Here is a 25,810-nt window from a genome sequence, read left to right as displayed (position 1 = left end):
CCCCACGGTCCTGACCGGCCTCTTGTCGTCGGTGCGAGCCCGCGGCGGCCCCCGGTTGGGTATCGTTTCACCATGTCGATAGCCAAGACGCGGAGCGAGTCGTGAGTCCGGTGCAGGGGTCCACCGAGCTGGATGTCAGAGACGCGCTTGTCGCGGCGACGGAATGGCGACCGGATATCCTCGGTTCCGGCTTCTCGGCACTCGATCTGACGCTCAAGCCCGACCACGAGGGCCCGGTCGTCGCAACGCTCGTGCGGGGGCCTCGGGCAGACCGCTTCGCGCGGGGCCCAGCGCGTGGAGCTGACGTCCTCTACGTGCACGGCTGGTCCGACTACTTCTTCCAGAAGCACCACGCGCACCACTGGGCGAGCGAAGGCGCACGGTTCTTCGCGCTCGACCTCCGCAAATACGGCCGGAGCCTCCGCGACTATCAGACGCCCGGATTCGTCACCGATCTCGCGACCTACGACGAGGAGCTGGAACGTGCCCTCGAGGTCATGGGGCATGGGCATGGCGGGCACCGCCGGGGTCGGCATCCGCTCATCCTGATCGGCCACTCCACGGGCGGCCTCACGCTGAGTCTCTGGGCGGACCGGAACCCCGGTCGAGCGGATGCGCTCATCCTGAACAGCCCGTGGCTCGAGCTGCAGACCAGAGCGGCGGTCCGCACGGCGCTGACTCCGCTCATGACGCTCGCGGCCCAGCTCCGCCCCACGGATACGTTCAACAACATCGACTTCGGCTTCTACACGCGGGCTGTGAAGAAGGAGCTGGGTGGCGAGTGGGAGTTCGACGACCGCTGGCGGCCGACGCCGAGCTTCACCGTCCGAGCTGGCTGGCTCCACGCCATCCTCGCCGGACACGCGGCGGTCGCCGTAGGGCTCGACATCCGGGCGCCCGTCCTGACGCTCCTCTCGTCGCGGAGTACGCTGTCGCCGATCTGGCATGAGTCGATGCGCACCTCGGATTCCGTGCTGCGCGTCGACGACATCGCCCGGCGTTCACTCAATCTTGGTGACACGGTCACGGTTCGTCGCCTGGACGGCGCGCTGCACGACGTTCTGCTCTCCGCCCCGCCTGTGCGTGCCGAGGCGTTCGCGGCCATGTCGCGGTGGCTGAAAGCGTACCTCCGCTGATCGGCAGCGGGAACAACAGCGGCCGTCTCGCTGTTGGACCGCGTGTGCCCCAACGTCGAAAGGTCAGCATGAGCCGTCTCCTGTCACCCGTCACCCTGCCGAGCGTAGAAGGTGGCGGCCTGCGCTTGCGCAACGCGACGTTCCTCGCACCGATGTGCCAGTACTCGGTGACGCGCCGAGACGGTCTTCCCACGTCCTGGCAGCTCGTGCACCTGGGAGCGCGGGCGAGCGGCGGGTTCGGGCTGGTCTGGACGGAGGCGACAGCGATCGTCCCTGAGGGCCGCATCTCGCCGGAGGACACGGGAATCTGGAGCGACGAGCACACGGAGGCGTGGCGACCCATCGTCGACTTCCTGCATGAGCAGGGCGCTGCTGCGGGCATCCAACTCGGCCACGCCGGAGGCAAGGCATCCGCCTACCCGGCCCTGCCCGAGACGGCGCGAGGTACCGTTCCGGCAGACGAAGGCGGTTGGAGCGCTCAGGCTCCTTCGAGCACCGACGTCTTCGGACTCGCCGTCCCTGCCGCGCTCACGGTCACGCAGATCTCGGACCTCGTGACGGATTGGGGCAGAGCGGCCCGCCGCGCGGACGCTGCCGGCTTCGACGCGCTGCAGATCCACGCGGCTCACGGCTACCTGCTTCATGAGTTCCTGTCGCCGCTCTCGAACGAGCGGAGTGACGAGTACGGCGGCTCGTTCGAGAACCGCACCCGCTTCGTCCTCGAGGTCGTCGCAGAGGTGCGGCGCAACTGGCCAGCCGAGAAGCCTCTGGCGATTCGCTTCTCCGGTGAAGACTGGGTGGAAGGCGGATGGACGATCTCCGAGACCGTCGTGCTCGCGCAGCTCGTGCACGCGCTGGGCGTCACCGTGTTCGACCTCTCCAGCGGCGGCATCGGCGCCTTCACTGGCCCGGTCGGCCCCGGCTACCAGGTGTCGCTCGCCCGGGCGGTCCGCGAGGCGCTCCCCGCAGAGACCGCATTTGTCACGGCGGTCGGCCAGATCACGGAAGCGCGCCACGCCGAGGCGATCCTGGTGGGCGGCGATGCCGACGGGATCACGGTCGGCCGAGCCGCACTCGCCAACCCGAACTGGCCGGTGCACGCCGCAGTGCAGCTGGGAGACGGGCAAGTCGGCTTCGTGGCACCCCAGTACTGGCGCGCGACCATGGGCTAGACGCGCTGACCCGGATCACGCCGTTCCATTCTTCATCGGTGCGGACGTGGCGGCCGAAGTCCGTACGCCGACGTCACGAGTGTTTGCATGCCTCCACTGACCGTCCGAGCCAAGGGCATCACGGGAGCCGACCGATGTGAGTGCGAAGCGCGTCAGCGGCGAATCCTGCGGCTTCCCTGCTTCCGAAACTCACGTGGAAATCCGGATCCGACTCGTACTGGTCCGCGATACCGAGCACCATTGCGGTGGACCTCTCCGTGTCGCCGGCATGCGTTGGTGTTCCAGGGATCTGGGCGAACCAGTCCAGGTGAGAGCTCGCCTGTGTCTGGGCCGCTGCGGAATCGGGCTCATGACCTTCTTCTTGCAGTTCTCGCCAGCGCGCCAGAAGAGCCTCCGTTTCAGCTTTCCACGCGCGTTGTTCGCGAACGGACTTGCCATGCCACCACTGATGCGAGGCGTCGAACGCGTCGCGCCCCCAGCGCTCGACGACCTCGGCTTCGTAGGCGTCGTTGAAGCCTTGAAGCATGATGTCCATGCGAGGCTCACGGCCTTCCTGGCGCATCGCCAACGTGTGCTGAACCGCGGCAATGCGTCGCTCAAGCGTCGCCTTGTCCGCGTTCAGCTGCTCCAGGTGGGTCTGCAGCGCTTCTCGCTCGGCGAACGGTGTCTCCGGCGCATCCAGCACTGCAGCGATCTCAGTCAAGGCCATCCCCGTCTCTCGAAGCAGAAGGAGACGCTGCAGTCGTGCGACCGAAGCGGGCCCGTAGTAGCGATAGCCGTTCGACCCGACGCGGTCGGGATGGAGCAACCCGATGCGATGGTAGTGGCGCAATGCAGCGCCGCTTATCCCCGCTCTCTCGGCGAGCTCCTTGACCGTCCATTCCATCCGCACTCCTCAGCGTCTCTCGACCGTCAACTCCGCTCGGAACCTTCAAGGCCGAGGCGAGGCAGAGCCCACAGCAAGATCTCCGCCGCAGGAGTCCGAACGTTCTGCGCCGCCGTCGTGCCTGTGGCCTCGACGTACGCTGCAACGAGTCGCGCTCCAGCGGCGTAGCCCGCTCCAGTGGGCAGACCCACCGGTGAGCCACCCATCAGTCTTGCCGTGGCATCACCGAGAACCCAACCGGCGAACTCCTGCATCCCGGTGACTTCAAGCCCGGTCGCGACCTTCGCGAGCACTTGGTCATCGGAGCGAGTCGCGTCGGTGACGAAATGGGTGTGTCCAGCGCCACCGTAGAGTTCCATCGCGAAGGTGTCCGCGAGTCCTTCGGAGATGACGTGCTCTCCAACCGTCACCGTGGCAGGGTTCCAGGCGATACCGCCTGGCGAGTAGCGGATATTGTGATGGAGCTCATGGACGGCGATGGCTTCGAGTCGGTCGAGGACACGCTGAGTGGGCCACACGGTGATAGCTATGTAGCCGCTGATCCCGCCGAACCCCGACAAGCCCTGAACCTCGTTGAGGAAATGCTCGCTAGCGGGATCGCCGAGCAGGAGCAACACCGTGAGATCCGGCACGAGCACGCTCGGGTCGGCGGCCTTCAATGCGGCTGCTCCCGCCTCAAGGGCCTCGGCGACACGGGTCCACGCACCAGCATCCACCAGCATCTGCAACCCCTCGCGCAGCTGGTCTGAGGACTCCTCCCAGTCGAAGCCGAAGTTCTGACGGTGAATCGAGGCCATGTCCAGTTGGGCTGGAATGAAGTGGTACATGCCCGCCATTGGCGCCCACATCTCGCGCACGAGATCCGCACGCTTATGGGGGGTCGCATCCAGAACCCGCGCCATCGCGGAGGCGCTGTCAATCAGTGAAATGGTCATGGCATTCGACTATAGACATTGACCTAGGTGCAAGGTCAACCATCGCGTCGATGCGTGTCCCCGGCCGGTGCTCCTCGGTCGTGTCTCAGGTGTCGAGCTAGCTGCGGGGCTCGCGCGCCCCCTCGGCCCTGGCTGTCGTCGAGTCGTCGAGAAGCCGGGTGAGCGTGTCTTTGAGCGCCTCGAGTTCGGGGAGGGTCCACCCGAGCTCCGCGACGACCTTGACTGGCACCTCCTCGGCCTTGGCCCGCAGCTCGAGGCCCGGGGGAGTGAGTCGAATCTCGACGGCTCTCTCGTCGTCTGGTCGTCGGCTGCGGGTGACCAGGCCGGAGGTCTCGAGTCGTTTCACGAGCGGGCTGAGCGTGGCAGGCTCCAGATGAAGGGCCCTCGCGAGTTGACCGAGTGTCTGTCCGTCGTTCTCCCAGAGCCCGAGCATCACCAGGTACTGCGGATGCGTGAGGCCGAGCGGCTCGAGGATGGGTCGGTAGAGCGAGATGACGCTCCGACTGGCCGCGGCCAAGGCGAAGCAGAGCTGCTTGTCGAGTGCGAGGAGATCCACGGGTCCAGACTAGTCGCGCACACAGACCACGAATAGTTAGTACACTAACGATTATGGCCAGCGACAGACTCCCGAACCCCTACAAGGGTCAGCCCGGATGGTGGAATCGGCTGAACCAGCTACTGTTCCCATTCATGGGGCCGGCACAGGTGGGCACCGGGGGAGTCGCGCGAACGGATCCCGTCCGAGCACCCGCGTCCTGCCGGGACTGCGGACACCCGTACTCCGAGCACGAGATCCGGCGAGGCGTCGGCGCCAATCAGCCGAGCAGCATCCTCTGCCCGAGCGAGGAGCGACGCGAGTCGGGCTCGACCCGGACCTCCGCCTAGTCACTCCCGGCAAGCACAGATCGCGTCAAACGCCCCGCGGACGTCCGCGGAGAGCGCTTCGGGGTCAGAGGTGCCACCGGCGGCCGCCGTGAAGAGCAGCCCGATGAACGCGAAGTACAACGCCCCCGCCCGCGCGGCGGCGTCGCCCTCGGCGGTGCATCCGCGCTCGGTGATCACGGTGCGGAATTTCTCAGTGAGACTGGTCGCCAGGTCCGAGAAGAGTCCCGCTTCGCGCCCGCCCGAGATGAGGATGGACGCGTAGGCGCGCGCAAGCTCGTCGTGACGCGTGAACAGCGCGACGAGCGGTGCCGTGAGGCCCACGAGCCTGTCGGGGCAATTGCCCCCGGTTCTGCCAGCCCCCGTGCCCAGTCCGGCGATATCAGCAGATGCAGCCCGCTGGGCAACCTCGGGACTGGTCTGATCGACGACGGCCGCCCGCTTGGCGAGCTCCGCCTCGACGAGGAGGTCGAAGACACGCACCAGCAGCGCGCTCTTGTCGCCCACGGACATGACCGTGCCGACACTCACGCCCGCCGCCTGGGCGATTCCGCGGATGCTCGTGCCAGCGAACCCCTCCTCAACGAAAAGGTGTGCCGCGGAGTCCACTACGCGGGAGTGCGTGAGCTGCTTGATCTCTGCGCGTGGTGTCGACATGCCCGAAAGGCTACCTCGAACAAGTTCAGTGAACGCGTTCATACGCGACCATGCAAGGGCCAGGCGAGGTCATTCGAGCACCTCACACCTGCCTCACGCAGCGGGCAACGACTCCAGCATGTGCTCCCAGGCGCGATGCACGTCGGCCGAGACCAGCCCGAGCTGCGTCAACACGGCGACGCAGCGGGCGCGCTCATCGTAGAGCTCCAGCGTCGACGTGCTACCCCGCGGCCCGCAGGCCGCCACGAGCAGACACGAGCGCACCGCGCTGAGATCGAGCTCGATGACGCCATCCCCAAGCGAGACGACCAGGAGCGCACCAACACGTTCCACGAGGTGCACCGGCCCCGCGCTCAGCTGCAGCACAGCACTCGACGCAACACCCACGCAGACCGGCAATCCGACTGAGCTCAGGTGCTCGAACACCGCGGGGAGCAGCGAGGAATCCACGGGGCGGCTGTTCCCGACGCCACCGACACCCCAGACACCGCGAGCAGCGCTCCCTCGCACCAGCGCAGCGTGTCGATCGGATCCACCCGCGTCGAGAATCGCGTCCAGCTGCGCGAGCTGATCGCCGTCGCGCCAGTCCGCTGCAACTTCCCCGGGCAGCTGCAGGTTGCGCAGCTGCGCCTCGCTCGGCGGCCGAGAACGTCCGAGGTTCGCGAGCAGCCCGGCGTCCTGGGCAGAGTGGACAAGCACCCGATGCACGAGTCGCCCGCCGCTCGAATAGACGTACAGGCCGGGGAGCGCGCCCTGCAGGCCCTCCTCGTGGGCGATCACCGCGACGCCGAGCGACGCCGGACGAACCCGCAAGGTGATCCAGGCGGAGGGCGCGAGGAGCGCCCGACCGCACGCCGTCGGCAGGTCGTAGCTGCCGATCTGGTGGATCGTGCACGCGCCATTGCTGGTGGTTGCCGTCGCCGTGCCGAACCCGACAAGACCGTAGGCGAGCGCCTCCGGCGACAGCGTCACCTTGCGGAGCATGGTGTGCGGGGACGAAAGCAGCCGATCGAGCGTCCCAGCGTTGAGCGCGCTCACCTGCCGGGAGTGGCCCGCACGGACTGCGCCATCCCGCCCGAGACCTCGGAGCCCACCGCCGCGACGCCGCGCGCACGGGCAGTCCCCGCCCGCCCCGCAGACCTCATCCCGGCCCGCGGTGTCCTCCGGCAGCATGACTCAGTACACGTCCCTCACGTAGCGCTTCTGGCGCTTCAACGCGGCAACGTACTCAGCCGCGCCTTCAGCCGTCACTCCTCGCTCCTGCGCGACCACCGCGTGGAGGGCATCGTCGACGTCTCTCGCCATGCGCGATGCGTCACCGCAGACGTAGAAATGCCCACCCTCTTCGAGCCAGGCGTAGAGCTCGGCGCCGTGCTCGAGCATGCGCGTCTGCACGTAGATCTTCTCCGCCTGGTCGCGCGAGAACGCCAGGTCGAGGCGGTCGAGGACACCGCGCTCGCTGAGCCCCGCGAGTTCCTCCTCGTAGATGAAGTCGCTGTCGCGGTGCTGGTCGCCGAAGAGCAGCCAGTTGCGTCCGGATGCGCCGCGCGCCTCACGCTCGTGCAGGAAGCCGCGGAACGGGGCGATCCCCGTGCCTGGGCCGACCATGATCATGGGGGCGTCGTCATCCTCAGGCACGCGGAACGCCGCGTTCGGCTGCAGGAACAGGTGCACGGGGTCGAGGTCGCCGACACGGTCCGCGAGGAACGTGGAGCACACGCCGCCGTACCGGCGGGCCTCGTTTCCGTAGCGCACCGAGGCGACGGTGAGGTGGATGCGGTCCGGGCTGGCAAGCGGGCTCGACGAGATCGAGTAGGCGCGGTGCTGCATGGGCCGTAGCAGCGACGCGAACTCATCCGCGGTGAAGCTCACTCCCTGCGCCGCCCGGAGCACGTCGAGCGTGTCCCTGCCCCACAGCCAGCTGTCCAGCTGCGCCTTGTCGCCGCGTTGCACGAGCTCCGCGACAGCTCCGCTCGGCTCCCGCGCGGAGAGCTCCGCGAGCAGGTCCTTTGAGGGGGCCGTGATGTCGAGCTCTCGCTCGAACGCCGTGCGCAGCATCGAGCCGCCCTCGAGCATTTCGTCGCCGGAGAAGCCGAGGTGCCCGAGCAGCTCGTCGACGAGACCGGGCTCGTTGACCGGCACGACGGCGAGGGCGTCGCCCGCCGCGTACGTGATGCCGCTGTCGCCGAGATCGAACTCATAGTGGCGAATCTCCTTCGAGCTTCGTGGCCCGGAGAGGACGCGGTTGACGGCGAGGCGCGACGGGTACGGCGTCTTCTTGTTCCACGGCGAGCGCACTCGGGCCGGCGCAGCGGCAGCGGCTGGCGCTGGAGCGGCGGTGTTCGGCTGGAGGGCCGCGAAGTGCTCGACCACCTCCGCGATCCACTCGGCGGCTGCATCCTCGTAGTCGACGTCGCAGTCCACGCGCGGCACGACACGAGTCGCCCCGAGCTGCTCGAGGCGCGTGTCGATGAGCTTGCCGGCCTGGCAGTAGTCGTCGTAGCTGCTGTCTCCGAGCGCGAGGACAGCGAATTTCGCCGACTCGAGGCGCGGAGCACCGTCAGCGGACAGCTCCTCCCAGAACAGCTCGGCGTTGTCCGGCATCTCACCCTCGCCGTACGTGGACGTGACGACGACGATGTTGCGTTCGCCGTTCAACGCCTCGGGGGAGACCGAGTCGAGCGGGGCGAGCGTCGCCGCGAGCCCGGCGGCTCGGGCCGCCGCCGCGAGGTCCTCAGCAACGAACTCGCAGTTCCCGGTCTGCGTGCCGATGAGGATCTCGAGCGTCAGCGTCGCGGCCTGCACCTCCTTGTCGGCGGTGGGGATCGCGGCGAGTCCTGCCATGAATCCGGAGAGCCAGGCTTGCTGCTCCCGGGTGAAGGGGGCGTCGACGGGGATGAACGGGGCGCTCACGCGAGGCCACCCGCGGTCGGAGCGAGGCCAGCGGTCGCGGCCGTCGGCTGCTGCCGCTTCTCGGTGACGACGAGCTCGCGGGCGATGTCGACCATCGCCGCGGTCGCGAGGATCTCGTCGGTGCCCACCGACTGGAGGAGCCGGCGGTTCTTCACGTTCTGATGCATGATCCACCCCGTCGTTCCTGGCGCGTCGATGCTGCGCACGTTGCGCAGGCGAAGAGCGTCCTTGTAGTCCTCGAGGCGCTTCGCGGCGATGAGGGCCGCGAGCTCCGCGTCCTCGAACCGGTCGAGTTCGCCGCGCAGGTACTTGTTCACGCGCTGCATGACGAAGAAGTCCTCGGTGAGGATGAGCTTCCGGACGGCGTCGACCACCCTGGGGTCGTCGGGCCCGCTGGCGTCCGGCACTCGGGTGAGCGCGATGTCCTGCGAGATGTTGAGCACCGCGTAAGAGGCGAGCAGGGCGAACCTGTCGTCACGGTCCGACTCCGAGCCGCCCGGGGTGCGCCCGCCGATCACCGGGTGACCGCCGCGGTAGGCCTCCTTGAAGAGGCGGATGCGCTGGGTTGCGATGGAGGTGGAGAGCTCGTCGAGCAGCTCCTTGCGTCCCTTCGCGGCGAGGATCTTGTCGGCGTCCTGGTAGAGCAGCAGCGCGCGCGGCATGCCGCAGAAGAACCTGCTGCGCTCAGACTCCCAGTCCTGGAGGATCTGAGCGGCGAGCGGCGAACCGGTCGCATCGAGGTGCCACTGCAGGAGGAGCTTGACTGCGGCCTCGTGGAAGTCGCCGTGGCTCGTGTCGGTGATGGGGAACACCAGCAGGGAGTCGGCGCTCACGTTCTCGCGCGTCGAGCCGTCGGCGTCGTACTGGTAGACGAATCCGCCGCTCATGCCGTTGCCGAGGCCCTTGCCTGCACTCCCGAGGTTGAGGACGGCCCCGTTGGTCATGTACTCGCAGCCGAAGTCGCCGATGCCCTCGACGACCGCTGTTGCGCCGGAATTGCGCACTGCGAAGCGGTCGCCCGCCTCGCCCTGCACGAACGTGCGTCCGCCCGTCGCACCGAAGAGCGCGAAGTTGCCGATGAGCACGTTCTCGCCGGGCTCCGAGCCGCCGCCGCCGGGGGAGAGCACGACGATGGTTCCGCCGCCCTGGCTCTTGCCGACGCCGTCGTTCGCGGTTCCCGTGTGCACGAGGCGCATGCCGTCGTTGCTGAAGGCGCCGTAGGACTGCCCGGCGGATCCCTGCGTCGTGACGGTGATGCTGCCGTCCACGAGCGAGCGCCTGCCTCGCTCGTCCTCGACGACTGCGGGGAGCCCGGCGACCGTCTCAGCGTCGAGCTCGTAATTGAGCATCCGCTCGATGTCGATCGAGAGCTGACCGCCGACGGACTTGAAGCGGTTGCCCATCTCGACGCCCTCGATGAGGATCGACGGCTCCGCTCGGTCGACGAGGGCGGCTCGGATCTGGTCGACGAGGGAGTCGTCGATGCTGAAGTCCTTCTCGAGGTAGATGGGGTTGGCGACGATCTTCTCGGGAACCTTCGCGAGCATGTCGCGAACGTCGAGGTCGCCGACGCTCGCGGGGTGCGCGAGGAGCTGCAGCAGGTCGCCGCGCCCTCGTGCTTCCCCGAGCGAGCGCAGCCCCAGCGAGGCGAGGATCTCCCGCACCTCGTGCGAGATGTTGAGGAGGTACTGGGCGAGCGCGCGCGGGTCGCCGTCGAACACCTCGGGGTTGGTCGTGAGTCCGGCAGGGCACTTGATGTTGCAGTTCTTCGCCATGACGCAGCCGAGCATCATGAGCGCCGTCGTGCCGAATTCGAAGCTGTCGCCGCCGAGAAGCGCGGAGGTGACGACGTCGCTTGCCATCTGGTGGGCACCGGAACAGCGCAGGACGACCTTCTGCCTGAGTCCGTTCGCGAGGAGTGCCTGGTGGACTTCAGCGACGCCGATCTCCGCCGAGCGTCCTGCGTACTTGAGGCTCGTGACGGCGGCCGCACCCGTGCCTCCCGTGTTGCCTGCGACGTTGATCACGTCGGCGCCCGCCTTGGCGACGCCGACGGCGATCGTGCCGATGCCCTCCGACGAGACGAGCTTCACGACGACCCGCACCCGTGCTGCCTTGCAGTCGTGGATGAGCTGCGCGAGGTCCTCGATGGAGTAGGTGTCGTGGTGCGGCGGCGGCGAGACGAGCTCGACGCCTGGCGTCCCACCTCGGGCCGCGGCGATGTCGACCGTGACCTTCGGCGCCGGCAGCTGGCCGCCTTCGCCGGGCTTCGCGCCCTGGCCGATCTTGATCTCGAGCTCCTGCAGCATCGGGTCGGCGAGGTAGCCGGCCCAGATGCCGAAGCGGCCGGACGCGAACTGCTTGATTCGGGAGCCGCGGATCGTGTTGTAGCGGGTGATGTGCTCGCCGCCCTCGCCGCAGTTCGACATGCCGCCGACCATGTTCGTGCCGTGCGCGACGGACTCGTGGGCGGTCGCGACGAGCGCCCCGTGGCTCATGGCGCCGGATGCGAGCGTGCGGGCGATCTCGTGCGCGGGCTGCACCTCATCGAGCGAGATGCTGTCCGGCGCTGTCCTGAGGAGGCTCAAGATGCTCGGTGCGCCCGGGGCGATGCGCACCTCGAGCTTCGAATCCGTCGCGGTCGTCTCGGTGATGGCGTCGCCGTCGAGGGCCGTGAGGACCTGCGCGAGCGCGTCGTAGCGGGTCGATTCGTCGTCCAAGGGGCCGGTGAGCTTCAGCTCGTAGGTGGAGTTCTCCGTGTGCTCGATCTCGAGGCCGCGGACGCGGACGTCGCTGTTCCCCTCGAGCGAGAAGCGGCTGAGCTCCCGCGCGAACTCGGAGGGCGTCGAGGCGAGGCGGACGTCTGCGGGCAGCGAGAGCACGTCGCGGAGCGCCGAGGGACGCCGCGTGCGCTCCTGGATGGTGTTCGTGACGAAGTCCCGGTAGCCGGGGGTGATCTCGAACGCGTCGATCTGCTCCGGCGTGAGTGCGCCGTAGCCGCTGTACGTGTACGCCTTGTCGTCGAGCCCGAACGCGTCGCCGAGCTGGCCGAGGGTGAGGAGTCGCAGCGAGTCGTGACCTGGGTGCGACTCTTCGCTCGCGGCGGGCCCCTCCGGTGCCTTCGTCGTCTCGAGGATGCGCGGCTCCTCGGTCATGTCGATGAACCCGCGCACCGCGGTGGTGCCGAACGAGTGGCCGGCTCCTTCCTGGCGCTCCTTGAAGAGGCCGAGGAGCGGGATCTGCTTCTCATCGGCGACCGCGACGGCCCGCTCGTGCCACTCGGCGACCGCGAGGGCAATGCGCTCGAAGCGCACGCCGCCGACCGGGGCAGCCAGGTGGGGGAAGTAGTCGGCGAGGACGGGGTCCTTCGTGTCGAGGTAGTTGGGCTCGAAGAACTCGCCGCCGATGTAGCTCTCGACGGTGCACAGGCCGACACGGCCCATGGTCTTCATGAGCGACTTCTCTGCTGCCTTCGCGAAGCGGGCCACGGCGAGGTCGGTGTCCGTGATCGTGTCGATCGAGGCGGCGCCGCTCGGGTAGCGCTCCTCGGCGCGCAGGCGCACGCAGAGCGGGTAGACCGCGGCGGCACCGAAGCCGAGCGCGGCGGCGATGTGGTGCGACGAGGGCAGCTGGCCGCTCTCCGCGATGATCGACACCCGCAGGCGCAGGCCCTCACGGATGAGTCGCTGGTTGACGGCCGCGATGACCAGGATGAGGGGGATCGCGGCCAGCTCACGCGACACGTTGCGGTCGGTGAGCACGGCGATGCCGCCGTGCGTGCGCGCAAACGCGGTCACAGCGTCGCACACACGCTCGACGGCTTCGCGAAGCGAGGCGGCGTTGGCGGGGGCGTCGCCCTGCACGGGCGTGTAGAGGATCTCGAAGCGCTCGAGCGGCGCGAGGCGCTGCTCGCGGAGCACGACCATGTTGAGGTGGCTGAGGATGGGCGAGGGCACGACGATCTGCCGCGTCTGGTTGCCGCCGTCGGGCTTCGCGCCGAGTGCGACGCGCAACGTCATGCCGTCGGCCTCCCGGATGCTGTCGAGCGGCGGGTTCGTGACCTGCGCGAAGCGCTGCGAGAAGTACTTCGCGAGCCCGCCCTCCTGGTCGGAGAGCGCGTTGATGGCGTTGCCGTAGCCCATGGCGGAGATGCGCTCGGTGCCGTTGGCGAGCATCGGGTCCATCATGAACTTGAAGCTCTCCTGGTTGAGCGAGTACGCGACGTACCTGCCGGCGGGGGAGAGGTCCCCGTCGTAGCCGAGCGTGTTGCTGCCCCGGTCGATCTCGGGCAGCTCGATGTCCTCGATATTGACGCGCGCGGCCTCGAGGTCTGCGCTGTAGTCGCGGCGCAGAGCGAGCTGCTCGAGCGCCTCCCACGTGCGGAAGCTGCGCCCCTGCGTGTGGTCGAAGTAGAGCATCCCGCCCGCTTCGATGCGACCGCGGCGCACGATGCTGCCCGGTGCGAACTGGATCTGCCCGGCCTCGGAGCTCACCACGAGGTACTCGTCGGTCTCGACGGTGCGCAACGGGCGCAGCCCGAGGCGGTCGAGCCGCGCGCCGATGATGTCGCCGTTGCTGAAGACGAGTGCTGCCGGTCCGTCGTTCTTCTCCTCGTAGAGGGAGAAGAACTCGAGCATGTCCCGGACCTCCGGGGTGAGCGTGCGGTCGTTCTCCCACGCCGGCGGCATGGTCGAGACGACGGCCTCGACGAGCTCGAGCCCGTCATCGAAGACGCGGCTCTGCAGGGTCTGGTCGAAGCGGCTGCTGTCCGACTGTCCGGGTGGATGCACGATGACGCGGCCCCGCGCGGTGGCGAGCGCGTTCTCGGAGAGGCGGTTCTTGCGGTCGGTGTTGAGCTCTCCGTTGTGCGCCAGCATGCGGAACGGCTGCGCCATGCTCGGGTGCGGTTCCGTGTTGGTCGAGAAGCGAGTGTGGAAGAAGAGCGTGCGAACCGACTGGCGCTCGTCGAGCAGGTCGGTGAAGTAGGGGATGACCTCGTTCGAGTTGAGGCGGCCCTTGAGCGTCTGCGTGCGGGCGCTCAGCGACAGCGGGTAGAGCCCCTGGAGCGCTGCGTTCGAGTAGGCGATGCCCTCGATGTCGAGGAGGGCGGCGTTGGCTGCAGCGTCCATCTCGGCACGGCTCCAGCCCTCGGCCGCGACGAAGATCCACTGGACGATGGGCAGCTGGTAGTGGGCCGCCGCGGGGCGTGCGACGGTGGCGTCGACGGGCACGTCGCGGACGAGGACCGGCTCGATGCCGTGCGCGCGCAGCGTGCTGGAGATGAGCTCGTGCGCGATGTCGAGCTGCTCGACGTCGCTCGGCATGAAGAAGTTGCCCACGCCGAAGAGGCCCGACTCGAGCTCGCGCTCGACGAGCGAGCTGAAGAACTCGACCGACAGGTCGACGTTGATGCCGGCGCCGTCGCCGACACCTTCGGCGGACATTCCTCCGCGGTGGGGGATCGCGCAGAGCGCCTCGTTTCCGAGCCGGATCACATCATGGTGCTGCACGCCGTCCTTGCGCGTGATGAAGCCGACGCCGCAGTCGCTCTTCTCGAGCTCGGGACGGTACAGACCAACGGTTTTTTGCGACACGAAGATGCCTCCAAGGGACAGCAGCGAGGGGAAAGGCGACGCGAACACTGCAACATTGGAGGTTTCGTCAGCGGGAGTCGTCACTTGGTGCGGTGCGGGGTTCCCAGCGGCATAGCGGTATACGTACGGTAAGGGTTGCCTAAAGCTGACGCAAGGCCACGCGCCGATGATTGGTCGACAGATTCTGCGCCCACTGCACTCGGACGGGCGGCTCCGGCAGCCGGCGTCCGCCCCTGCATCCGCGTCCTTGTTCTCCGGCTGAGATGATGGAGGCATGAGCGACGTCAAGACATACATGCGAACTGCCTCCGCTGAGGCCGACGCCGGCGAGGACACCCTCGCGGAGGTCACCGACAGGCTCGTGCAGCGCCTTGTGGAGGCCGCTGCCGCCGACGGCATCACGATCCCGGAGGGCGAAGTCCAGGTCGACGTGCTCGTCGACGACACGCTGAATCTGTGGGACGCGACCGCGACCTGGTCCGGAACCGGTGACAGCGCCGCGGATGCTGAGGCGACGGTCACCGGCATCGGCTAGCGCCGAAGACGAGCACCGCGCACGAGCGAAGCCCCGGTTCGGCCAGTGATTCACTGGCCGAACCGGGGCTTGCTTCTGTGCACAGACTGCGAACTTCGTGCTCGCGTCGAAATACTGTTGCCTGCTCGTCTCGGCGACGCGCCGTCACCGAGACTCGATCACCGGCCCGGCACACCCCGGGAACCGGACCCGAACGACTCGATCACCCGCCGTGACTGCGCCTCCGCATGAGGAGCAGCACGGCTCCCAGCCCGAGGAGCGCCGTCGCTCCGAGAAGACCCGGCCCGAGGGTGTCCGATCCAGTCGACGCCAGCGTTCCCTGATCTCCTGCCTCGGGCGTCGTGCCGTCTTCGACGGTGATCACAGTCGGCGTTCCGAGCGGCGTCTGCGGTGGCGCGTCTGTCGCGCCCGGGGAGGACATCGGCGGTGTGGCTGACGGCGCCAGCGATGTCGTGGACGTTGGAGTCGCTGTTGGGGCCTGCGTGGGAGGCGCGACGGACTGCGTGGGGACAGGCGGCCCAGTCGAAGGATCGGTAGGTCCGGCCGTGGACGAGGCTGTCGGCGCAGGTGTCGATGTGCCAGTCTCCGTCGGCGACGGCGTTCGCGTCGGCGTCGGCGTCGCAGTCTCCGTTGGTGAGGGCGCCGCGGTCGCAGTCGGGATCACGGTCTCCGTCGACGACGGAGACGAAGTCGGCGACGGAGTCGCGGTCGGCGTCGCGGTCGCGGTCGGCGACGGGGGTGCGGTCACCGTCGGTGAGGGTGTTCGCGGCGGGATGGATGCATGTTCTGTGAGAACCACCATCGGTGGCAAACCGGCAATGACTGGGTGCTCGGACGTCAAGGTCGTGACATTGTCGTACTCGTCCGTGAGATCGGCTCCAACCACCTGGTACTCGCCGTCGTGCCACTTCGGCACTTCGTCCTCCCATGGAGTGACCGTCAACCAAGTACCGGAAGTCCCTCGTATGACCTCGCCCAATCGGTCAGCAGGAGACGAGTCACGCATCCTGTACATCGTTCCCCGATCATCTTCGAGATAGAACGTGACGTCGTCGAGGTCGCTCTCGTCGCGGACAGCCCAGTTGATAGCGGGCTCGTCTCCCATTCGCACCGTCGACTGCTCGAATCCAGCCGAAAGCAGTTCCGGGGCAGTCACGTCTGGTCCGCCAGCATCAACCACTGTGAACTTCGCTGCAGCGGCGAGCGCTTCATTTTCGGCCGCGGCGAGGAGCGGGCTTCGATTGCCGTGCTCGTCCTCGACGAGGAGGCTGTCGACGCGGTAGTCCCCGAGCGCCCAGGTGAAGTTGTTCACGGTCACCTGGAGAGATCCGGAGACGAGATTCCCGTCTCGGGTCGTGGCCTGCCGGTCGAATCCCTGAGCCTCGTAGGTACGCCCGTCTGGGCCGACGATCGTGAGCGAGAGCGCCGTGACACGGCTGGCCTCGCGCGCAGTCCAGTTGAACCAGATGACATCGCTCTGGCGGACTTCGTCCGGCGCGACCACCTCGAGGGCGACGAGCTCGGGGTACTCCTGGTCCCCGTCCGTGCCGACGTCGATCTGCAGCCGGGGCAGGGCCTGGATGATAGGGCTGTACTCCTCAGACGCGCCTCCATGGACGTCCTGTTCGTCGAAGAACCCGAGAGAGGTCACCCGCCATTCCCCAGGCGCCCAGTTCGAGCCGCCCGTTGTGAAGGATGTCGTGCCGGACACAACGTCCCCGTCGCGTCCAGTGACGACGGTGTCGTAGTGACCCAGAACCTTTTCGGTCTGCGGTGAGAACACCGACCCGGTCGCCACGATAACGGCGCTATACGCAACGCCCCGTGTGCTGAGCACACTCCACTCGATGCGGACCTCGTCGCCGCCCCCGACAGTCGTAGGCGTGACGAGCTCGGCGGACAGCAGTTCAGGCCCGACATCGAACTCGTTGTAGTTGTCCGCAGCCGCCGGAAGGGCTGGCAGCAAGATCACAGAGAACAGCAGTGCGGCGATGCAGGCGCAGAGGAGGGCAGAGAGCTTCTTCATGTGTCTCCGTCGACAGAGGGGGGTGTCCGCAAAGACTAGTGCGGATGTGCATGCCCTCGGGGCCGCGCTCTGCGCTGAATCTCGCTCACATCTCTGCGGCTGTGGGCAAAGTGTGGGCCGAGGGCGCATCGAGGGAATGACAAAGGCCCCTACTCACCAGTGAATCACTGGAGAGCAGGGGCCTTCAGAACCGTGCCGGCTGTGGGATTCGAACCCACACGCCCTCTCGGACAGAGCATTTTGAGTGCACCGCGTCTGCCATTCCGCCAAGCCGGCGCTTCACCTCGGACACAGTATCGTAAGCTCACTACGTGACTGAACAGGAAACCTCTCAAGCCCCGCGACGTGTTGTCGTCGCCGAAGACGAGTCGCTCATCCGGCTCGACATCGTGGAGATCCTTCGCGACAACGGCTTCGACGTTGTCGGAGAGGCCGGCGACGGTGAGACCGCGGTCGCCCTCGCGAAGGAGCTTCGCCCCGACCTCGTCATCATGGACGTCAAGATGCCGCAGCTCGACGGCATCTCTGCCGCCGAGCAGCTGTCGAAGGACAGCATCGCCCCGGTTGTGCTCCTCACCGCGTTCAGCCAGAAGGAACTGGTCGAGCGCGCGACGGAGGCGGGCGCCCTCGCGTACGTCGTGAAGCCGTTCACGCAGAACGATCTGCTCCCCGCCATTGAGATCGCGCTGGCTCGCCACGCGCAGCTCATCGCGCTCGAAGCCGAGATCTCCGACCTCAACGAGCGCTTCGAGACGCGCAAGCAGGTCGACCGCGCCAAGGGCCTCCTCACGCAGAAGATGGGCCTCAGCGAGCCCGAGGCGTTCCGCTGGATCCAGAAGGCATCCATGGACCGTCGCCTCACGATGCAGGAGGTCGCGCAGGCGGTCATCCAGCAGCTCTCGGCGAAGAAGTAGCCGAGCCCCGATCAGCAGAAGCCCTCACCGCGTTGTCGCGGTGAGGGCTTCTTCGCATCCGCCTGACGCTACTTGGCGGTGCGGATGAGGTTCGTGATGCGGACCGTCGAGCAGCGCTTGCCCGCCTGGTCGGTGATGACGATCTCGTGCACCGTCATCGACCCGCCGAGATGCACCGCCGTGCACTCGCCCGTGACCCAGCCACTCACGGCGGAGCCCGTGTGGGTCGCGTTGATGTCGATGCCGACCGCGAACCTTCCCGGGCCGGCGTGCACGTTCGCGGCCATCGACCCGAGCGACTCGCCGAGCACGCAGTAGGCGCCACCGTGCAGGAGGCCGATCGGCTGCGTGTTCCCCTCGACCGGCATGACAGCCACGGCACGCTCGGGGCTCAGCTCGACGCAGAGGATGCCCATGCGCTCGGCGAGCGCCCCGAAGCCTCGTCCGTAGGTCACCTCGTGCTGGTCGGGGATGCTGAGCCCGTTGACCGTCGTCGGCGTTTCCAAGTGCGTCATCAGGCTTCCTCCTCGAAGAACGCCCCACAACACGCGCGCATCGGCGCAGTGTCTGGGGCGGCAAGTAGGCTGATCGTGTGTCAGCGCAAAATCAGCCTACCCTCATGGTCATCGACGGCCACTCGCTTGCTTTCAGGGCGTTCTTCGCCCTGCCGGTCGACAGCTTCGTGAACGCCGAGGGGCAGCACACGAATGCCATCCACGGCTTCGTCTCGATGCTCCTCAACCTGCTGCAGAACGAGAATCCGAGCCACATCGCCGTGGCGTTCGACATCTCCCGCAGCTCGTTCCGCACCCGCGAGTACCCGGAGTACAAGGCGGGTCGGGAAGCGACTCCCGTCGAATTCAAGGGTCAGGTCCCGCTGCTTCGCGACGCGCTGCACGCCATGGGCATCACGACGATCGTGAAGGAGGACTTCGAGGCCGACGACATCCTCGCGACCCTCGCCAGGCAGGGGCGTGAGCAGGGCTTCAAGGTCCTCGTCGTCTCGGGCGACCGCGACTCGATCCAGCTCGTCACCGACGACGTCACGCTGCTCTACCCGTCCACGCAGGGCGTGACCAAGCTCACGCGCTACGACCCGGCCAAGGTCGAGGAGCGCTACAGCGTCCGACCGGAGCAGTATCCAGACGTGGCGGCCCTCGTCGGCGAGAAGAGCGACAACCTGCCCGGCGTGCCGAAGGTCGGCGAGAAGACCGCGGCCAAGTGGCTCGCCCAGTACGGCTCCCTTCAGGGCATCCTCGACCACGCGGACGAGATCGGCGGCAAGGTCGGCGAGTCCTTCCGCGAGCACCGGGAGAACGCGGTGCGCAACCGCAAGCTCAACCGCCTCGTCGACGACGTCGAGCTGCCCGTCGCCCCCGAGCAGCTGTCCCGCGGGGCAATCGACGCGGATGCGGTTCGCGAGATCTTCACGAAGCTCCAGTTCCGCACGCTCCAAGACCGCGTCCTGAAGCTCGCAGATGAGGCGGGCGACGACATCACTCCAGCGGAGGCCGTCGCGGCGCCCGTCCGCCCCGAGCTCCTCGATGAGGAACTCGAGCAGTGGCTCGCGAAGGCGGTCGAGGCGACTCCGGAGGGTCTCGGACTCACGGTCTCCCACGGCGCCGACGGCACCGTCGTCGCGGTCGGCATCTCCACCGCCGCCGAGGCGACCGAGCTCCACTGGATTCCGGAGCGCCTCGACTACGCCCCCTTCGAGGCGTGGCTCGCAAGCGACGCCCCCAAGCTGATGTTCGACGCCAAGCCGCAGCTGAAGGCGCTCACAATCGCGGGGCTCGACGTCGGCGGCCAGGTCAAGGACGGCCAGCTCGCCGCCTGGCTCTACCGCCCGCAGAACGCGCCCAAGCGTCTCGCTGAACTCGTGCAGATGCGTCTCGACGAGCAGCTGCCCGAATCCGACCCGAACCAGCTGCAGCTCGAAGACGAGTCCTCACTGGTCGCCAGCGACGCCTGGTACACGCAGCGCGCGACGACCGCAGCGCTCGAGATGCTCGAACCGGGCACCCTCGACGTCTTCACGAGCATCGAGACGCCGTTGCTCGCGACCCTATCCAGCATGGAGCTGCAGGGCGTCGCCATCGACCGGGAGTTCCTCCAGGGCCTCGCCGACGACCTGTCCGAGCGCATCCGAACGTACGAGCAGGAGGCGTTCGACGCCATCGGCGGCACCGAGATCAACCTCGGATCGCCCAAGCAGCTGCAGGTCGTGCTGTTCGAGACGCTTGAGATGCCGAAGACCCGCAAGACGAAGACCGGCTTCTCGACCGACGCAGAGTCGCTCGCAGACCTCGAGCGGAACAGCCCGCACCCGTTCCTGGGCGCGCTGCGCAAGCACCGCGACTCGGTCAAGCTGCGGCAGATCATGGAGTCGCTGCTCAAGGCGGTCGACGACAGCTCGCGCATCCACACGAGCTACCACCAGATCGGCTCGGCGACCGGCCGTCTCTCGTCGAACGACCCCAACCTGCAGAACATCCCGATCCGGTCCGATGAGGGGCGCCGCATCCGTCGCGCGTTTGTGCACGGGCCCGAGTTCGAGTCGCTCCTCACCGCCGACTACTCGCAGATCGAGATGCGCATCATGGCGCACCTCTCCGGCGATGCCGCGCTCATCGAGGCGTTCAACGCGGGGGAGGACCTCCACCGCTTCGTCGGCTCTCGCGTGTTCGGCGTGGAGCCGGCCGACGTCACCCCGGCCATGCGCTCCAAGGTCAAGGCGATGTCGTACGGCCTCGCCTACGGACTGTCGGCGTTCGGCCTCTCGAAGCAGCTCCAGATCGAGGTCGCCGAGGCCAAGAAGCTGATGATCGACTACTTCGAACGCTTCGGCAAGGTGCGCGATTACCTCCGCAACGTCGTCGTGCAGGCGAAGGAGGACGGCTACACCGAGACGATCTTCGGCCGCAGGCGCCCGTTCCCCGACCTGCACTCGACGAACCGCATCGCCCGCGAGAACGCCGAGCGTCAGGCGCTCAACTCGCCCATCCAGGGGTCGGCCGCAGACATCATCAAGCGGGCGATGAACTCCATCGAGGAGCGCATCAGCGCCGAGAAGCTCTCATCGCGGATGCTCCTCCAGGTGCACGACGAGCTCGTGTTCGAGGTTGCCGCCGGTGAGGGGGAGACGTTGGAGTCGATCGTGCGCGAGGAGATGGCAGGCGCCGCCGACCTCACCGTGCCGCTCGAGGTGCAGATCGGCCGGGGACCGAACTGGGACGAGGCCGGCCACTAGCCGCCACCGTCCGCCCCAATCCGCGCCTCCCCGTAGCAGGAACACGGGGCTCGCCTCTCGGTGATTCTTCCGAGGGGCGAGCTTAGGCTTGGGGGATGACGACTTCCGCTCAGCACCACCAGAACACCAGTCAGACACGACCGCAGACCGACATCGACCGGCTCGCGGAGGCCTGGGTCGCCACAGAGATCGAGCTCTCGCCCGAGCGTCGCGTGGAACTCGGCGCAGACGGCGACAAGGCCGAGTACGGCGACTACTCCTCGGCAGCGGCGCCCCGCAAGCGCGCGGCGATCGTCGATGTGCTCAGCAAGCTCGACACGCTGACCGAAGCCGACGAGGTCGACCGGGTCACCGCGCTCGAGCTCCGCCGAAGCCTCGGCCTCGAGGTCGAGATGATCGACGCCAAACTGCATCTGCGCGAGCTCTCGAACATCGCGTCTCCGGCGCAGGACATCCGCATGGTGTTCGACCTCATGCCGCGCGAGACCGTGAGCGACTTCGAGGACATCGCGCGGCGCTTCGAGAACCTTCCCGCCGCGATCGAGGGCTACACGGAGCGCCTCAGCGCGGGCATCGCCGCCGGCGTCGTGCCGGCGAAGCGCCAGGTCCGCGAAGTTGCGATGCAGACCGGCGAGTACGCGGCCAGCGGCAACTTCTTCGAGCAGCTCGCGGCATCGAACCCGGCGACAGGTGAGGTCTCGGACGCACTCCGCGAGCAGCTTCGTCACGGTGCGCAACTCGCTTCCGCGGCGTACGGCTCGTTCACGACGTTCCTCCACGAGGAGCTCCTTCCCGCTGCGACCAACACGGACGCCGTCGGGCGCGAGCACTACGCGCTCGCTTCCCGGGGCTTCCTCGGCGCCGCAGTCGACCTCGACGAGACCTACGAGTGGGGTCTCGCCGAGCTCGCGCGCATGAAGGCCGAGCAGGAGGCGATCGCCAACGAGATCCTCCCTGGCGCGACGGTCGCAGAGGCCATCGCCCACCTCGAGCTCGACCCCGCCCGCAAGCTGCACGGCACGCCCGCCCTGCAGGCGTGGATGCAGGAGACGAGCGACCGCGCGGTCGCTGAGCTCGCGGAAAGCCACTTCGATATCCCCGAGCCGATGCGTCGACTCGAGTGCATGATCGCCCCGACTGAAGAGGGCGGCATCTACTACACGGGCCCATCCGAGGACTTCACGCGTCCGGGTCGCATGTGGTGGTCGGTCACCCCCGGCGTGACGGAGTTCGACACGTGGCGCGAGCTCACGACGGTCTACCACGAGGGCGTCCCTGGCCACCACCTGCAGATCGCCCGCGCAACCCTCAACCGCGACCAGCTCAACACCTGGCGTCGCAACAACTGGACCTCCGGGCACGGCGAGGGCTGGGCGCTCTACGCCGAGCGCCTCATGGAGCAGCTCGGGTACCTCGACGAGCCGGCAGACCGCCTGGGCATGCTCGACGGGCAGCGGATGCGCGCCGCTCGCGTGGTCCTCGACATCGGCGTGCACCTCGGCAAGACCGTGCCGGAGGGCGACAAGGTCTGGGACTACGAGTACGCGCTCGACTTCATGCGTCAGCACGTGAACATGCCTGACGGCTTCGTGAAGTTCGAGGTGAACCGGTACTTCGGCTGGCCGGGCCAGGCACCGTCGTACAAGATCGGGCAGCGGATCTGGGAGGACCTTCGTGCAGATGCCGAGGCGCGTGCCGGTGACGACTTCGACCTCAAGGCGTGGCATTCGCGTGCCCTCGACCTCGGTGGACTCGGCCTCGACACGCTTCGCGAGGTGCTGAGCACCGACTGATCGGCTCCCCGTCGGCCGGCCGCTGCTTGCCACGGGAGAACTCAGGCGGAGTCGCCTAGGCTCGCGGCAGCGGGTGCACCGACGCACTCGCTGCCGCGAATCCGAGGAGGCTGTGAGGTGCATCCGCAGAGTGGCGAGATAGCTGGCCTTGACCAGGCTGCTGCAGCATCCGCGCACACCCTGATCGACGCGCATGGCAGCCTCGGTGCCTCCGCTGAGCTCCGCTCAGCGGTCGCCGGACTCCGCAGCGTCGTCCGCGACTCCTGGCTGAGATCGCTGCAGCTGCTCGGGAGCCCAGCGAACGCGCGGGCCCGCGATCTCGACCAGTTCGAGCCGCTTGCGGCGGCGAGAGAGCGCAGCCCCCTGCAACGTGTCCTCCCCGTGCTCGATCGTCTTCTCGTGGAGCCAGCTCGGGACACTGGTCTGATCGTCGCGATCACGAACGAGCAGGGACGGCTGCTCTGGGTGCGTGGCGACAGTGCCACGCTCCGTCGAGCCGAGCGCATGGACTTCGTCGAGGGCGCCGATTGGTCGGAGGCCGCCGTCGGAACGAGCGCCCCAGGGACCGCGCTCGCCTCGGGTCGAGGCGTCCAGATCGCAGGGGCGGAGCACTTCGCGCCTGCCGTCCAGCTGCTCAGCTGCACCGCCGTGCCCATCCACGACCCGTTTTCCGGCATCGCGGTCGGTGCTATCGACCTCACGGGTGACGAACGAGCCGTCGGCCCACACTCGCTTGCCCTGATGCGCGCCGCGGTCGCCGCCGCCGAGGCGGAGATGCGACTCGCCGTGCTGCTCTCGCACCACTCGTCGCAGCTGGGTGTTCACCCCGGAGCCCCGGCGAAGGCGGACACCGTCGCGACGGGCCGGATCAGTACGCTCGGTGTCCACCGTGCCCGACTCACCACCGTCGATGGTGCACCGTTCGAGCTGAGCGGTCGGCACGCGGAGATCCTGACGCTCCTCGCCGCTCGGCCTTCTGGGCTCACTTCGGGCGAGCTCGCGCTCCGGGTCTACGGCGAGAGCGCCAAGGAGGTCACGCTCAGGGCCGAGATCGCGCGGTTGCGGCCGATGCTCGCGGAGCGCGGTCTCGACCTCGTGCCGCGCCCCTACCGGGTGGCGCAGGGCATCGCGAGCGATGCCGTCGATGTGCTCGACCTTCTCGAAGCAGGTGACGTGGCTGCGGCCGTCGAGTCCTATCGCGGAGAGCTGCTGCCCGCGTCGGAGGCGCCCGGCATTCGCGAGCTGCGCGCGGAGATCTCGGCGACCCTCCGAGATCAGGTCCTCAGCTCCGCGGAGCCCGCGACGCTCCTCAGGTACCTCGAGCTGCCAGAAGTCGCGCAGGACGCACAGGCCTTCCGCACGGCGCTCAGAGTTCTCCCTCCCCACGCACCGGCCCGTTCGAGGCTCGTGGCCAAGGTCGAGGCCCTCGAGTCCTGAGGGCCCCGCGCCGCATCACTGCCGCCTCGAGTGCAACCCGATTGCAACGTCGAGGCTCCTACGCTTCCAGGGAAGAGTTCCCTCGGACAAAGGAGTCCTCATGACTGTTTACGCGAAGCCGGGTACAGACGGGTCCCTCGTCTCGTTCAAGCCCCGCTACGAGCACTACATCGGCGGAGAGTGGGTGCCGCCGGTCAAGGGCGAGTACTTCGAGAACATCACACCGGTGACGGGTCAGCCGTTCACCGAGGTGGCAAGGGGAACCGCCGAGGACATCGAGGCTGCGCTGGATGCGGCCCACGCGGCGGCCCCTGGATGGGGCAAGACCAGCCCTGCGGAACGTGCCATCATCCTGAACAAGATCGCCGACCGCATCGAGGAGAACCTCGAGTACATCGCCGTCACCGAGACCTGGGACAACGGGAAGCCGATCCGCGAGTGCCTGGCGGCCGACATTCCGCTCGCCATCGACCATTTCCGGTACTTCGCTGGCGCCATCCGGGCCCAGGAGGGCACGCTGAGCCAGCTCGACGAGAACACCACGTCCTACCATTTCCACGAGCCGCTCGGCGTCGTCGGCCAGATCATCCCGTGGAACTTCCCGATCCTGATGGCCGTCTGGAAGCTGGCCCCCGCGCTCGCCGCCGGCAACGCGATCGTCCTCAAGCCCGCTGAGCAGACGCCGACCTCGATCCTCGTGCTCTTCGAGCTCATCGGAGACCTCCTGCCCCCAGGAGTCGTCAACATCGTCAACGGCTTCGGCGCGGAGGCGGGCAAGCCGCTCGCGTCGAACTCTCGCATCCGCAAGATCGCGTTCACGGGGGAGACCACAACTGGGCGTCTCATCATGCAGTACGCCTCGCAGAACATCATCCCCGTCACGCTCGAGCTGGGCGGCAAGAGCCCGAACATCTTCTTCGAGGACATCGCGCTCCGCGACGATGCCTACTACGACAAGGCGCAAGAGGGCTTCACGCTGTTCGCCCTCAACCAGGGTGAGGTCTGCACCTGCCCCTCGCGTGCCCTCATCCAGGACTCCATCTACGACCGCTTCCTCGAGGATGTGACGGAACGCACCCGCAAGATCGTCCAGGGCAACCCGCTCGACACCGACACCCAGGTCGGGGCTCAGGCGTCGAACGACCAACTCGAGAAGATCCTCAGCTATCTCGAGATCGGCCGCCAGGAGGGCGCGAAGGTGCGCATCGGCGGCGCTCGGGCGGAACTCGAGGGAGATCTGGCCGGCGGCTACTACGTGCAGCCCACGATCTTCGAGGGCCAGAACAGCATGCGCATCTTCCAGGAGGAGATCTTCGGCCCGGTGGTGGCCGTCACCAAGTTCTCCGACTACGACGATGCGATCTCGATCGCGAACGACACCCTCTACGGGCTCGGCGCCGGCGTCTGGTCGCGCATGGGGAACACCGCCTACCGCGCCGGCCGCGACATCCAGGCCGGACGAGTCTGGGTGAACCAGTACCACGCCTACCCGGCGCACTCCGCGTTCGGCGGGTACAAGTCCTCCGGCATCGGCCGCGAGAACCACCTCATGATGCTCGATCACTACCAGCAGACGAAGAACCTGCTCGTGAGCTACAGCGAGGACAAGCTGGGCTTCTTCTGATTCGACGCGCGCGGCGTCCGCGCGCCTGACTCAGACTGCACTCGCACAGCGCTGAC

The 25,810-nt window shown here is 67.7% G+C and carries 17 protein-coding genes and 1 tRNA gene; 8 read left to right on the top strand and 10 right to left on the bottom strand.

Annotation, left to right across the window (positions count from 1 at the left end; all coding sequences use genetic code 11):
* Window positions 1–101: 101 nt before the first annotated feature.
* The gene (locus GV007_RS07775; protein ID WP_236558417.1) at window positions 102–1,136 is read left to right on the top strand and encodes an alpha/beta hydrolase; all 1,035 of its coding nucleotides are present in this window, start codon (window positions 102–104) and stop codon (window positions 1,134–1,136) included.
* A gap of 68 nt (window positions 1,137–1,204) precedes the next feature.
* Window positions 1,205–2,308, top strand: coding sequence for an NADH:flavin oxidoreductase/NADH oxidase (locus tag GV007_RS07770; RefSeq protein ID WP_160071772.1), 1,104 nt, complete (start codon window positions 1,205–1,207; stop codon window positions 2,306–2,308).
* A gap of 118 nt (window positions 2,309–2,426) precedes the next feature.
* Here the strand turns inward: GV007_RS07770 and GV007_RS07765 are convergent, their stop codons facing one another.
* The 7 genes from GV007_RS07765 to GV007_RS07735 form a co-directional block, all read right to left on the bottom strand.
* Window positions 2,427–3,194 carry a MerR family transcriptional regulator gene (locus tag GV007_RS07765; protein ID WP_160071771.1) on the bottom strand — a complete coding sequence of 256 codons (768 nt, stop codon included), beginning with the start codon at window positions 3,192–3,194 and terminating at the stop codon, window positions 2,427–2,429.
* A 26-nt stretch (window positions 3,195–3,220) separates the two neighbouring features.
* The gene (locus tag GV007_RS07760) at window positions 3,221–4,129 is read right to left on the bottom strand and encodes a DUF2268 domain-containing protein (protein ID WP_160071770.1); all 909 of its coding nucleotides are present in this window, start codon (window positions 4,127–4,129) and stop codon (window positions 3,221–3,223) included.
* 97 nt (window positions 4,130–4,226) lie between these two features.
* The gene (locus GV007_RS07755; RefSeq protein ID WP_104241249.1) at window positions 4,227–4,685 is read right to left on the bottom strand and encodes a MarR family winged helix-turn-helix transcriptional regulator; all 459 of its coding nucleotides are present in this window, start codon (window positions 4,683–4,685) and stop codon (window positions 4,227–4,229) included.
* A 329-nt stretch (window positions 4,686–5,014) separates the two neighbouring features.
* The gene (locus GV007_RS07750) at window positions 5,015–5,668 is read right to left on the bottom strand and encodes a TetR/AcrR family transcriptional regulator (protein WP_160071769.1); all 654 of its coding nucleotides are present in this window, start codon (window positions 5,666–5,668) and stop codon (window positions 5,015–5,017) included.
* A 93-nt stretch (window positions 5,669–5,761) separates the two neighbouring features.
* Complete coding sequence (locus GV007_RS07745) at window positions 5,762–6,706, bottom strand: hypothetical protein (protein ID WP_160071768.1); 945 nt, start codon at window positions 6,704–6,706, stop codon at window positions 5,762–5,764.
* A 138-nt stretch (window positions 6,707–6,844) separates the two neighbouring features.
* Window positions 6,845–8,581: a diflavin oxidoreductase gene (locus GV007_RS07740; RefSeq protein WP_236558415.1), complete on the bottom strand. Its 1,737-nt coding sequence runs from the start codon at window positions 8,579–8,581 to the stop codon at window positions 6,845–6,847.
* The gene (locus GV007_RS07735; RefSeq protein ID WP_236558413.1) at window positions 8,578–14,175 is read right to left on the bottom strand and encodes a glutamate synthase-related protein; all 5,598 of its coding nucleotides are present in this window, start codon (window positions 14,173–14,175) and stop codon (window positions 8,578–8,580) included. The genes GV007_RS07740 and GV007_RS07735 overlap by 4 nt, the downstream gene beginning before the upstream one ends.
* Before the next feature lie 274 nt (window positions 14,176–14,449).
* Between GV007_RS07735 and GV007_RS07730 the strand changes: the two genes are divergently transcribed.
* Window positions 14,450–14,710: a hypothetical protein gene (locus tag GV007_RS07730; RefSeq protein WP_160071766.1), complete on the top strand. Its 261-nt coding sequence runs from the start codon at window positions 14,450–14,452 to the stop codon at window positions 14,708–14,710.
* Between the two features lie 202 nt (window positions 14,711–14,912).
* Here the strand turns inward: GV007_RS07730 and GV007_RS07725 are convergent, their stop codons facing one another.
* Together GV007_RS07725 and GV007_RS07720 are read right to left on the bottom strand one after the other, a co-directional pair.
* The gene (locus tag GV007_RS07725) at window positions 14,913–16,865 is read right to left on the bottom strand and encodes an LPXTG cell wall anchor domain-containing protein (RefSeq protein ID WP_160071765.1); all 1,953 of its coding nucleotides are present in this window, start codon (window positions 16,863–16,865) and stop codon (window positions 14,913–14,915) included.
* A gap of 64 nt (window positions 16,866–16,929) precedes the next feature.
* A tRNA-Leu gene (locus GV007_RS07720) sits at window positions 16,930–17,012 on the bottom strand.
* Between the two features lie 35 nt (window positions 17,013–17,047).
* Here GV007_RS07720 and GV007_RS07715 point away from each other — a divergent pair.
* Window positions 17,048–17,650, top strand: coding sequence for an ANTAR domain-containing response regulator (locus GV007_RS07715; protein ID WP_104241240.1), 603 nt, complete (start codon window positions 17,048–17,050; stop codon window positions 17,648–17,650).
* Between the two features lie 68 nt (window positions 17,651–17,718).
* Here the strand turns inward: GV007_RS07715 and GV007_RS07710 are convergent, their stop codons facing one another.
* Window positions 17,719–18,165 carry a PaaI family thioesterase gene (locus GV007_RS07710; protein ID WP_160071764.1) on the bottom strand — a complete coding sequence of 149 codons (447 nt, stop codon included), beginning with the start codon at window positions 18,163–18,165 and terminating at the stop codon, window positions 17,719–17,721.
* 104 nt (window positions 18,166–18,269) lie between these two features.
* Here GV007_RS07710 and polA point away from each other — a divergent pair, with 104 nt between their 5' ends.
* The 4 genes from polA to exaC all read left to right on the top strand — a co-directional run bounded on the left by polA (window position 18,270) and on the right by exaC (window position 25,754).
* Entirely contained in the window at window positions 18,270–20,900 is a 2,631-nt protein-coding gene (polA, locus tag GV007_RS07705; protein WP_160071763.1) for a DNA polymerase I, read from the top strand.
* Window positions 20,901–20,995: 95 nt separating this feature from the next.
* Window positions 20,996–22,693 carry a DUF885 domain-containing protein gene (locus tag GV007_RS07700; RefSeq protein ID WP_160071762.1) on the top strand — a complete coding sequence of 566 codons (1,698 nt, stop codon included), beginning with the start codon at window positions 20,996–20,998 and terminating at the stop codon, window positions 22,691–22,693.
* Between the two features lie 117 nt (window positions 22,694–22,810).
* Window positions 22,811–24,130: a helix-turn-helix domain-containing protein gene (locus tag GV007_RS07695; protein WP_160071761.1), complete on the top strand. Its 1,320-nt coding sequence runs from the start codon at window positions 22,811–22,813 to the stop codon at window positions 24,128–24,130.
* A gap of 100 nt (window positions 24,131–24,230) precedes the next feature.
* Window positions 24,231–25,754, top strand: coding sequence for an acetaldehyde dehydrogenase ExaC (gene exaC, locus GV007_RS07690; protein WP_160071760.1), 1,524 nt, complete (start codon window positions 24,231–24,233; stop codon window positions 25,752–25,754).
* Window positions 25,755–25,810 lie beyond the last annotated feature (56 nt).

The organism is Pseudoclavibacter sp. 8L (genome assembly GCF_902506465.1).
Lineage (GTDB): Bacteria > Actinomycetota > Actinomycetes > Actinomycetales > Microbacteriaceae > Pseudoclavibacter.
The sequence above is the reverse complement of the archived record's forward strand: the minus strand, read 5'-3'. Positions and strand labels throughout refer to the sequence as shown.